This window comes from Lacrimispora struthionigena (assembly GCF_048627165.1).
Classification (GTDB): domain Bacteria; phylum Bacillota; class Clostridia; order Lachnospirales; family Lachnospiraceae; genus Lacrimispora.
Window position 1 is genome coordinate 175,411 of sequence record NZ_JBMBWP010000001.1, and the last position, 12,233, is coordinate 187,643.

Sequence of the window (12,233 nt, forward strand, 5' to 3'; positions counted from 1 at the left end):
TAGAATTTTATCGAAATATGTTATAATTTATTATAATATTAATAATAGAACAAGTCAATGAGGAAGAGGCAAACGAAAGGCAGAATCATGAATAATATAAAAGGAAAGAGAAAGTATACCGGAATATTTATCTGTTGCGCAATGGCGGCCGTACTGATTATTTTCTGCTTTCTCACATTTGGTATCTGGAATGATTATAAGGATGCCATTATAAACAATCAGAAAATGCAGATGCTTTTAACAACCCAGAGTATGGGGGAGAACCTAAAGGTTTTTATTGAAGGCTATCAGGCAGATCTAAATACAATTTATGATATAGAGGAAGAGAATTTTAAAAAGACCGGAAAACGGGACTGGAGTATGATTGGGGATTATGTTTCCAATCACAGACGGTTTGTTTATGATGTGATTGTGGAAGACAAACGTGGGGATATGATTAAAAGCATGAAGGGCTATGGTGTGGTGAAGACATATTCAGTCACACCAATCAGCCGGTCGGAACAGTTTCTTCAGTGTAAGCTGGAAAATGGAGACCTGTATCTGGTGTTAAAGAGGGATATTCCTGATGTGGGTTCTATCTCCATAGTAATCAATGAACGGAGCTACTATAAATCACTGGTATCTAAAATTCGCCTTGGCACAAATGGATACGTTGTCATAAAAGATTCTTCTGGCATCATACTGGCCCACCCCCAGGAGCAGCAGTGGGGAATTAATGTAATTTCCGGGAGAAAAGAGATGTTCCCGGGCGTAGATTTAACCAGTTTAAAGCAAATGATCGACAAACAGAACCGGGGAGAAGAAGGTGTTTCGGAGTATTTTTCTTACTGGTGGGTTGATCCGGGTGTTCCGGAGGTAAAGAAGATCAGCGCCTATTCACCGGTTCAGATCGGAGATGGATTTCTGGTCATCAGTGCAGTCATCGATTACAATGATATCTACATCCCTGTAGCAGCCGGATTTTTTAAGCTGGGGCTTGTATTCTTCTGTGCAATGGCAATTGTTCTGGGTCTGGTGATTTATATCGGAGATTTAAGGGTTCAAAAACGAAAGGATACGGAACAAATTACATATCTTTTGGAACTTAATAAAATACTGGAAGAGATTCATCAGAGTGAGGAAACCATTGCACATCAGCAGAGGCTTCAGATTATGGGAACCATGACAGGGGGAATTGCCCATGAATTTAACAATCTTCTCACTCCCATCATGGGTTATGCAGAGCTTCTGATGCTGGACCTGCCAGAACAATCAGAGAATCATGACAATGCCTCGGAAATCTATGAGGCATCCACAAAAGCAAAGGAAATTATCCAGCAGATCTCGTCATTAAGCAGAAAAAATATGGAGACGGCTTTTAAAAATCTTCAGGGTGAGAAAGTGTTAAAACGGGCGATAAAGATGGTTAGTTCTGTCTGCCCTCCCAATATACATCTTAAGGAATCATTTACCCTGAAGGAAGATTGCTTCCTGGGCAATGAAACACAGATGAATCAGGTGATACTAAACATCTGTGTTAACGCCATTCATGCCATCGGACACAGGGAAGGGACCATTTGTGTATCGTGTCAGACGGTGGATCGGGAGGAGCCTGGCCCAGTACAAGCTTTCCACACTGCCAGAGGGGTGGGATCATTATATCCGGATTGATGTGGAAGACGATGGGGAAGGAATGAGTGATGAGGTGCTGAAACAAATATTTGATCCGTTTTTCACCACAAAGAAAAATGGAAAAGGGACAGGTCTTGGTCTTTCCCTGGTGGAGCAGATTATTCATTCTCATAAAGGCTATGTATTTGCAGAAAGCACTCTGGGAAAAGGAAGCATCTTTCATATGTACCTTCCGGTTAATGAGCAGAAGGAGCGGGAAGAGGAGATTAAACTTGTGGATGGAGGACCGGTTCTGCGTATTTTGATTGTAGATGATAATCCTAAAATATTACGTCTTTTGGAAAAAAGCTTTAGCAGGCTGGATGTTCCTATCACTTCCTGTATGGATTTTGAAGAGGCGAGAAAAATATTAAAAGAACAGGAAGTGGCTGCTGTTGTAACGGAACAGTATGTGAGAGGGAAAAGCGGGGTGGATTTTTGTATGTCCTTACAGGGCCCGTTTCCCGGGGTCATTCGCATTGTTATGGCAGACCGTGTGACAAAAGAGCTTGTGGAAGCAAAGAAACGCAGAATGATAGATGATTACATTGATAAGCCGGTCTCAGATTCTGCAATTTTAAAAGCAGTCATGAATTTGAAAGATATATTTTAATTGGAAGTCCAATCTTAACAACTTTTAATTTTTCTCTTAAAGAAATGAAAGGGAGAAGATGTGAGACTGTAAGGTTGGACTTTTATACTTTCTCTATAACAAAATATAGAGGAGGAAGAAAAACATGAATGAGACAATGCTTGCATTATTAGGATTTGCAACCATTATCATGATCATTGTTTTACTGCTGAGAAATGTTACTGTACCGGCTCTGGCATTCATCGGAGTATCCTGTGTCAGCGCGCTGATTCTGGTATTAACAGGAACCTTTACAGTCAAAGAAGTTGGGGATTTTATTAAGGCGGGGGTTGCTGATGTGCATTCCACTGCTGCACTGTTCATATTTTCCGTTTTGTTTTTCGGAATTATGACGGATGCGGGAATGTTTGACAGCATCATCAATGCTTTAATGAAAAAAGTGGGGCACAATGTAGTTGGAGTTGCATTTATGACATGTATTATTGCTATAATCGGTCATCTGGACGGAGGTGGGGCTTCCACATTCCTGATCACCATACCGGCTATGCTTCCAATTTACAAAAAGCTGAAAATGCGTCCAACCACACTGCTTTTAATCTGCGTAACAGCTATGGGCGTTATGAATTTACTTCCATGGGGCGGACCTACCATGCGTGCTGCTTCTGTTCTTGGAATTGAAGCCAATGTACTTTGGATGAGAATCCTTCCGATGCAGGCAGTTGGTATTGTTATTGCGTTATTTACCGCATTCTTCTGGGGAATGATGGAGAAAAAGCGTGGTGCAGGAATTGACAGTACTCTGGAAATGGAAGACTATGATATGCTGGAAGAAAGCGCTTCTACCAGTGAACTGGGTGATCTTGCAAGACCTAAGCTTTTATTCTTTAACATAGGTCTTACCCTGCTTGTCATCTATTGCCTTGTATTTTTAAAGGTTCCATCTTACTTAACTTTCATGGTAGGCTGTGTAATTGCACTTCTGGTTAACTACCCGGGAGCGAAACTTCAGAATAAGATTATTAAGTCTCATTCTGGCCCTGCTCTTATGATGGCATCTACCATACTTGCAGCCGGTGTATTTTTAGGCGTGCTGGAGCAGAGTGAAATCATGAACCATATGGCTAATATTCTTGCGTCATTCATCCCTCAGTCTATGGGTCGTTTTATGCCTCTTATTATTGGCGTTTTATCTGTACCGCTTACAATGCTGTTCTGTACGGATTCTTATTTCTATGGACTGCTTCCTGTTCTGATCAGTGTAGGAAACAGCTTTGGAGTAGATCCTGTTCATACCGCAATTGCCATGGTAGTATGCCGCAACTGTGCAACCTTCATCAGCCCGGTAGTTCCGGCCACTTTCCTTGGTGTCGGTCTTGCTGGTGTTGAGATCAAAGACCACATAAAGAATTCGTTCCTTTGGATTTGGGGCGTCAGCCTTGTATGTCTGGTTGCCGGCGTTGTGCTTGGTGTCATTACATTTTAGTTAAAATATCTCCTAAGAATAACGGGGTTGCAATATGCAGCCCCGTTAAATTTTTCTGCATTAAAAAATGCGTTCTGAAATGCTGTGTATCAGCAGTCAGAACGCATTTTGATTTTATGAGGCGCTGACAGGATCCAGCCTGCCGCAGGAAATATCCATAACAAAGCCTTTTATGATAACACCGGAAGGCATAAGAGGATGCTCTTTTAACAGAGAAACAGAGCGCTTGACAGAAGTTTTTGTATCCTCAAATCCCTGAAACAGGTTTTCAAAATCAAACCCCATCTCTCTTTGACTTTGTATCGTTTCTCTTGTAATTCCCCGCTGCACTAAACGGGTAATTATGGATTCTGAACTGACAGATGCGGCACCGCAGTCAGTATGGCCAATTACCATAATCTCTTCCACACCAAAATCCAGTATGGCAATCAGCAGGCTCCGGATTGTACTGTCACAAGGATCTAAGATCAATCCGCCGGCGTTTTTAATTAATTTCACGTCACCGTTATGAATGCCCAGAGCTGCTGGAAGAAGCTCTACCAGCCTTGTGTCCATACAGGTTAGTATGGCAAGCCTTTTTCGGGGATATTTGTTGGTATTAAAGCGTTTATAGAAACCGCTGTTTACAAAGATGTCATTGTATTTCAGAATTTCCTCAATCATAATCTGCCTCCTTTTATATGGTGTCAGATTTATAATAGAGGTTTAATCTTAAACGGGACTTATAGTTCTCCTTAAAGATTATTTAGCTTAGAAGGTCAAATGTGCTCTGAAAATGAAAAATGTCGAAAAATGTAAGTGCTTAACCGGCGATGTTTAATAAAAAAACCAATAAAAACACATGTGAAAATATGTATAAAAATAACAAACAATAAAAGGGTTATTTGGAAAAAATTAGTATTAACACATAAAAATATTGTCATTATTTACCAAAAGTGCATAAGCGAGCTTGATTAATTTGAGAGAGAGTTGTAAAATTCTGCTGTAAGCGCTTACACTACAAAACGGGAGGAAATAAGTATGAATGCTTTGCGAAAACAATGCAGGAGGGGTGTGGCTGTGCTTTTAGCAGTAGTCATGCTGCCGCAGTGGGGAGTGCCGGGGGGCGGTCTGGCACATGCAGAACTCTTAACGGAAATGGAGGAAAGAGATTATGCCACACCGTCAGAAGCAACGGTATCAGATTATTTTGAAACTAAGGATCTGGAAGTGTTAACTGCCACACCTTCCAATGCCGAAATTTCACTGTCTGTTGAAACCGCTTCCCCATCCAGTGCCAGCCTGACACTTGCAGAGGTAAAACATTACAGCACGTCAGAGGGGAGCAGCGACGTGACCAACTTAAGAGTTCCCACACTGGCTTATGACGACACATCAATTACTCTGGTATGGGACAAGCCGGAGAATTATGCAGACGTTGCCAACTACTACGTATACTTAAACGATGTGAAACTTGGTGATGCGAGAAGTAATTTTGCCAGTCATGCAGACTGGGCATCTGTTTACATGAAAGCATTTTACGATTATTACCAGGAAAAAAACATCGATATGGTAAACGTAGATATTCATTCGTTTCGTGCAGACGGTCTGAAACCGGATACGGATTATAACTTTTCTGTAGTGGCTGTGAATGGGGCAGGAGAGGAACTTGGCAGCCGTGCAAGTATCTCCTGGTCAACAACCAGCAAACCGGAATTGTTTGACATTACGGATTATGGTGCAAAGCGGTCAGAAGAGGGATTTACCTCCATTGACGAGGAGAAAAATGCGTTTACAGTAGCAAATACTAAGGCAATCCAAAATGCCATTGATGCCTGTTCGGAAGGAGGAAAGGTTGTAGTTCCAGAGGGGATTTTTATGACCGGAGCCTTATATTTAAAGAGCAACATGACTCTTGAACTTTCTGAAGGGGCAGTGCTGTTCGGATCACCAAATGTAGATCATTATGATCAGAATTATCTGCTTTATCCCTATTCCACAGATACAAGATCCTGGGCACTGATCAACACCTACAGTGCAGATGAGGAAGGCGGATTTGAGAATATCCGGATTGTTGGAAAGGGGACGATTTACGGGAATGGTTGGAAATATGGTTCGGGAACGGTTTCTGCATCAGACGGAAACGGATATCTTCCTGCCATTCAGCCAAGGCAGAGTGGAGATCCGGACTGGACAAAGGGGGAATTTTCCAAATATGCCTTAAAAGGTTTTGTGGGAAGAAAAGATAAGAATTACAATGACATGAACCTTGGAATTCTTGCCAAAAGTGCCTTTGACAATGGCAAAAGCAATGGCCTTAGCAATACCTCAGCTTATGCCACCAGACCCAATCTCATTGTACTTCGAAATGTAAATGGCGTTTACATTGAGGGAATTACAGCAGAAAATCCTGCATTTCATACAATAGCAGTTCTTGACAGTGAAAATGTAGTTTCTGAAAATGTAAAATACATTACTTACGATGCAAACAATGCGGATGGAATCGAGCTTGGCAATACCCAGAACGCCATGGTCTTTAACAATTTCTTTGATACCGGGGATGATGGGATCAATTTTGCAACCGGAATGGGGAAAGGTGTGCAGGATACAGATCAGAAGCCATCTAGCGAAATCTGGACGTTTAACAATTTTCTGAGGGAATGCCACGGCGGAGCCATTGCAGCAGGAAGTCATACGGGTGCAGGCATAGGCAATATGCTTGTGGAGGACAATGTTTTAAATCACAGTGACATGCCGTTCCGTTTTAAGAGTGCACCTGTAAACGGGGGCGGAATCTATGATGTACTGATTCGTGACTGTGCGGTGGGGGATGCCCAAAAGGTATTCACCTTTAATACTACTTATAGTGATGCGAACCAGGCTATGACTGTGGAACCGGCAGATAAGCCGGCAGAATTTTACAACATTGATGCATTCCGCATTACAGCGGATACCATTACAAAAAACACCATCGATATTGTGGCAGATGTCGATGACCAGATGCCTTATAAACCAGTACATAGCCACCATGATCTTTATTTCCAGGACATAACATTTACGAATATTGACACAAAGCTGGCAAAGAACTCTGAAATCTTACAAGGTGCTTCCAATGTTACCTTTAATAATGTGGTGATGAACTGGAAGAATATTGAAAAAGGGTCAGATGATGCAGCAGCAGAAAGCTATCAGGCATGGGCAAATATCAGCGCCTGCAGCGATTTGAATTTTATTGGTACAACGACACAGTCAGTAAATTCCTATGATGCAATGTCAAAGCCCGTCTGGCCAGAGGACGCAGCCGCACTTGCCAGTGCATCGGAAGCAACCAAGAGTGGATCTGAGCGGAAAGTAACATTAAAATGGCCTGCAGCCAGGGATGGGGATCAGGTGGCAGGTAAAGGACAAATTACCGGGTATATCGTGGAAACATACCTGGGAGATGAGTTAATTGACAAAACTAAACCAGTAAGAGGGACATCCTGTGAAATCGGGGGACTTTCACAAGGTACCTGTTACTTATTTAAGGTTTATGGTGTTGATCAGACTGGAAACAGGACACCAGAGCTGGCGTATGAAGTAACCACAACAGAGGGAGAGGATCCGGAGTTAAAAGAACCGGAATCCAGTCAGGTTACATTCAGCGGAGTGGGGTACACCTGGGTGACAGCAAAGTTTGCAGGCAGCAAGGATCCACGAGTCAGGGGATACCGGGCATACGCAGACGGGGAGCTGGCAGCTACAGTTTATAAATATCAGCTTATCGATCCGAAAGCCAGTAACATAAGTATGACCATCGGAAGAATGATGGAGGAAAGCAATGAAATAACCGTTGAGGCATTCAGTGACTCAGGACAGACTTATGAATATAAGGAAAAAACGGTTAAGACAATGAAGAACTACGATTACAAAGCTCCAGTATGGGAATCGGATGCCCTTAAAGCGACTGTTACAGGGGAGAATGTGCTCCTGACATGGAAGGCACCAGAGGATGAGTCGGGAATTTATGCATACCGGGTGTATGTGGATGAGAAACCGGTTTATACGACGGAGGGGGATTATTTTAATCATGTTAATGGCGCCTATACTTCAACAGATGCATTTTACACGGTAAGTAATCTGGATTTATCCGTACCACATACATTCCGTGTGGAAGCGGCAGATGCATGGTGGAGAGCGAAAAACGGCAGCGGACCGTTCCACTGGACTAACAGCGGGCCTGAGGTTATGTGGGATGGGTCTGGTATCGTTCAAAAACGTATGATGGCTGGATCTGAAATTCTTTGGAAGTCTTCGGCATTTGGGCAGTCTACGGATTTGAACTTTAAATCTGGTGTCTTAGAGGACAAGATTGGAACTAATTATACCTGGCCTGTGAATAAAGATGTTCCTCTGGGAATGGATGGAAAACCGGCTCAGGATGTTGTAATTGAATCCAGGGGAGGAAAGCTTCAGGCAGGTCATGACGGGATTACATTTTATTATACCGAAGTGCCGACCAGCAAAAATTTTGCTCTTACGGCAGATGTTACAGTGGAAAAGATGGGTCCGGAGAATGGAACCAAGCCTAATCTCCAGGAAGGCGCGGGCCTTATGGTCAGGGATATTAACGGACCGCCCAGAAAGGATCCTCTGGAGGAAGGATACGAAGAGTACCCGGCTGCTTCCAATATGGTCATGCTGCAGGTAGGTGCAGCTGGAAAATCTCTTAATGCGGACTTAAACTTACTTGCATCAGCCCGCTATGGTGTAAACAGCCCGGCAGGAAACTTAAAGTCCGTTAAGAACACGGAGACCTTCGCAAAATCTGTTGGAAAAGCAGACAAATCAGGAGGAAAAACCAATAGTTATAACACTGAGCTTAAGCTGAAACTGGAGCGAACGGATGCCGGATTTATCACTACTTATCTGGATAAGGATGGAAAGGTGATCAGTACATATACCTTTAAAGATAAAAATGTGACACCCAATATTGTGTCCTATTTAGATGAGGATTTGATGTATGTTGGCTTTTTTGCTTCCAGAAATGCCAGAATAACGGTTAAAAATATTATTCTTGATCTAACGGATGTGGTAATTCCGGATGAATCACCGGCATATGTGGCACCAGATGATGAAGGAGCATCTCTTTATGTGGCTTCCGGAGAATATTCAAACAGCCAGGATTACATGGTTCAGGCGCTGACAAATCAGTCTGGCAGTATGACAGTAAGCCAGGACGGAAGCGTAATTGTTTCAAAGGCTGAAGTAACCGGAGGCACTCAGTTTAAAGTACCAGCTGTGTTAAATGAGTCCGGAGGAGAGTTTAAGCTGACTTTTGTACCATCGGAAGGGTTAGATGCCGGAAAAGAAATCGTAAAGACATTTCAGGTAACAAGAGAAGATTATGGCAAAGATCTTTATGTTTCATCGGAAGGATCAGATAGTGCGTTAGGAACAGCCGCTGATCCTATGTCCATTGAGGCCGCAATAAAGAAACTGGTACCAGGTGGAACTATTTACATGAATGAGGGAATCTATCAGCCATTTCAAATTCCTTTGACTGGGTCAGGTAATAAGGATAACAGAAAGACCCTGAAAGCGGTGGGTAAAGTTACTATAACAGGAAACTTAAAGATATTTGTCTTAGATTCAGATTACTGGAATGTTATGGGTTTAGATGTAGATGGGCGTAATGTGGAAAACAGCCGCGGTGTTATGATCCATGGCAGCTATAATCTGATGAAGGATTCCCTGATTCACAATACCTCCAGCGATGCAGGTCTGACCATTACAAAATCAAGAGGCAGCAGAAGCTTATGGCCGTCTTATAATGTGGTTGAAAACTGTGAGTCATATGAAAACAAAGATGGATCTATGATTAATGCGGATGGTTTCGCTTCAAAATCAGGTTCCGGTGATAACAACCGGTTTGTAAACTGCGTATCTCATGATAATGCAGATGACGGCTGGGATTTATATAATACGTTATCAGATGGGCCAAACGGCAGAACCATAATTGAGTCCTGTGTGGCATATAACAACGGAAACAATGGATTCAAGCTTGGAGGAGAGGGCAGAGAAGTACCTCATATTTTACGCAATAGCATTGCTTACCACAATAATTTGGATGGAATTACGGATAACTTTAATCCAGGTGAGCTTAGAGTTGAAAACAATACTTCTTTTGATAACGTCAGATTTAATTATATTTTACGCCCAAGTCCTTATAAGAAAGATGGGGGTGGCAATCTGACCGCGGATGGAATATTTAAGAATAATGTTTCCTACCGGACCGATGCATATAGTGCAAAGTTGAAAATGATTTATGGAGATAAAATAGCTGCAAGTGAGAACAGCAATAATTATCTTTATACGCAAACCGGAAACGCCATAGGCGGAGAAAATTTCCTCTCTCTGGATCCGGCAGCCAGCTACTACCGGGTTGACGGCAGAATTATGTTTGGAGATTTCCTGCGCCCGAAAAGAGGAAGTGTGATTCGAAATGCAAAGGCTGGCGCAGTACTGCCTGGAATTGATGAGCCAGAGCCAGAACCAGAACCAGAACCGATCCCAAATCCTACTCCAAATCCTACTCTAAATCCTACTTATTCCGATCGCGATTCCGATTCGGACAGGGATTACGGTATCAGAAAGCCATCAGGATCAGAAGAGGTAACAGGAGACTGGAAGCAGGATGAGAAAGGTTGGCGTTTAAAAAAGAAAGACGGTACCTATCCCAACGAGGAATGGGCAAAGGTCAACGGCGTCTGGTATTACTTCGGACAAACCGGATATATGACTACCGGCTGGAAGCAGGTAGAGGGAAAATGGTACTATCTGGCAACCGACGGAGGGATGCAGACAAATTGGGTATGGACCGGAGAAAACTGGTATTTTATGAATGCGGACGGTTCCATGGCAACCGGCTGGGTTATGGTAAATGACAGCTGGTATTATTTAAACCAGTCAGGAGAATGCCTTTTAAATGCGGTTACACCTGATGGATACCGGGTTAATGAAAAAGGTGAATGGACGAAATGATAATATTTCCTGATGTAACAAGTACATAATCAAATAAAAAACACGAACGTGCTGCAAGATCAGAAGAATACGATTTTTGCAGCACGCTTTTTGTCGTATTTTGTAGAAAATGGCAGAAAATGAAATTGTAGAATCTCCCGTTAAATGATAATATAGTTCTATAAAAAATTGCTGTTTGTCTTGCTTAAATATGATTCACACTTGAAGATTGTGAGGAAGTCTTTATGTTACATGAGGCAATGAGATCCTATTACGCACCGCTTTTAATCCTGCTGTTCTTTGGGGTAATGGTTTTGGTGGATAAACTTTTTTCCCAGAAAATTAAACGTTTATTTCTGCTGGAAATTTTTCTGCTCCTGCTTTTAATGGCTGTCACATCACTGGATCAGTATTTTGCAGCATTGGGTGATGCAGGAATGGCTTGGAGGCTGAGAAGCATCACTACCTGTCTGAATTTTGTTATTGGTCCGTGTTCTCCTATGATTATGGTGCTGATTTATGATACCGGTGTGTCAGGAAAGATGTCTAAAATGTTTTATCTTCCCCAGGTGATAAATGCTGTGCTAAGCGTATTAAGTTTATGGAATGGCTGGATTTTCTCTGTGAACTGCAATAATTTGTATAAAAGGGGGCCTCTGTTTCCCACCTCTTTAACGGTTGGATTTTTCTATCTGCTGACACTGATTGTATTTTCTGCCAAACAGCAGAATAAGCCCAACAGAAGGGCAGAGACGACATTTTTAACAGCTGCTTTTGTCGGGATTGGTTCAACTGTCTGCCTGGAATTATTTTTTGATTTAAATTTCATGATATGGAATGTTTCATCTGTATGTGTTGTTTTGTATTATTTACTTTTAACTACCCAGAAAATACTTTACGATTCCATGACAGGTACATATAGTCGGGTTGCTTATGAAAAACAAATGGAAAAGCTGAACTTTAAACATCAGTGTACCATTGCCATGATAGATTTAAATAATTTAAAGCAGTTAAATGACCGTTATGGACATTTCACAGGAGATTTAGCAATCTGCAGAGTAACAGAAGCTGTTTTAAAACAGAAGTCCAGACATATGAAGCTATATCGGTATGGAGGAGATGAATTTGTTCTTATCAGCAGCCGTATTTGTGAAGAAGAGATGAAATTTGTATTAAAAGCAGCACAGAAATATTGCGGTAGGATTTCTGAACTTCCAATTTCATTTTCCTATGGTGTTGCCATACATGAAAAGGGGGATGATATCTATAAAGCAATTTATCGTGCAGATGAGACGATGTATCGGAATAAAGCTAAAATTGGTAATGAGAAATTATGGGAATGAGATTGTGATAAAATAAAATAAGTGAATAATAATGTGATTTTAATATAAGACATAATAGCGAAGTGGTTTTAGACTGCTCCGCTATTTTTTGTAGAAAAAAATGTAAAAATTGTGAACTTATCTTTTATTAATATTTTGTGAACATTAAATAATTAGTGACATTCGAAAAGAACATGTGTTCGAA

6 protein-coding genes are annotated in these 12,233 nt (G+C 41.7%); 5 read left to right on the forward strand and 1 reads right to left on the reverse strand.

Going from position 1 to position 12,233, the window contains the following annotated elements; all coding sequences use genetic code 11:
* The first annotated feature begins 87 nt into the window (after positions 1 to 87).
* From ACOAOT_RS00865 to ACOAOT_RS00875, 3 genes are all read left to right on the forward strand, one after another.
* Positions 88 to 1,650, forward strand: a complete 1,563-nt coding sequence (locus ACOAOT_RS00865; RefSeq protein WP_420215204.1) for a histidine kinase dimerization/phospho-acceptor domain-containing protein — start codon at positions 88 to 90, stop codon at positions 1,648 to 1,650.
* Positions 1,559 to 2,263: an ATP-binding protein gene (locus tag ACOAOT_RS00870; RefSeq protein WP_420215205.1), complete on the forward strand. Its 705-nt coding sequence runs from the start codon at positions 1,559 to 1,561 to the stop codon at positions 2,261 to 2,263. The genes ACOAOT_RS00865 and ACOAOT_RS00870 overlap by 92 nt, the downstream gene beginning before the upstream one ends.
* A gap of 124 nt (positions 2,264 to 2,387) precedes the next feature.
* Positions 2,388 to 3,725 carry a CitMHS family transporter gene (locus ACOAOT_RS00875; RefSeq protein WP_420215206.1) on the forward strand — a complete coding sequence of 446 codons (1,338 nt, stop codon included), beginning with the start codon at positions 2,388 to 2,390 and terminating at the stop codon, positions 3,723 to 3,725.
* A gap of 114 nt (positions 3,726 to 3,839) precedes the next feature.
* Here ACOAOT_RS00875 and ACOAOT_RS00880 read toward each other — a convergent pair whose 3' ends face one another.
* Complete coding sequence (locus tag ACOAOT_RS00880) at positions 3,840 to 4,388, reverse strand: beta-class carbonic anhydrase (RefSeq protein WP_420215207.1); 549 nt, start codon at positions 4,386 to 4,388, stop codon at positions 3,840 to 3,842.
* Positions 4,389 to 4,745: 357 nt separating this feature from the next.
* Between ACOAOT_RS00880 and ACOAOT_RS00885 the strand changes: the two genes are divergently transcribed.
* Together ACOAOT_RS00885 and ACOAOT_RS00890 are read left to right on the forward strand one after the other, a co-directional pair.
* Complete coding sequence (locus ACOAOT_RS00885; RefSeq protein WP_420215208.1) at positions 4,746 to 10,727, forward strand: right-handed parallel beta-helix repeat-containing protein; 5,982 nt, start codon at positions 4,746 to 4,748, stop codon at positions 10,725 to 10,727.
* Between the two features lie 224 nt (positions 10,728 to 10,951).
* The gene (locus tag ACOAOT_RS00890; RefSeq protein ID WP_420215209.1) at positions 10,952 to 12,049 is read left to right on the forward strand and encodes a GGDEF domain-containing protein; all 1,098 of its coding nucleotides are present in this window, start codon (positions 10,952 to 10,954) and stop codon (positions 12,047 to 12,049) included.
* Positions 12,050 to 12,233 lie beyond the last annotated feature (184 nt).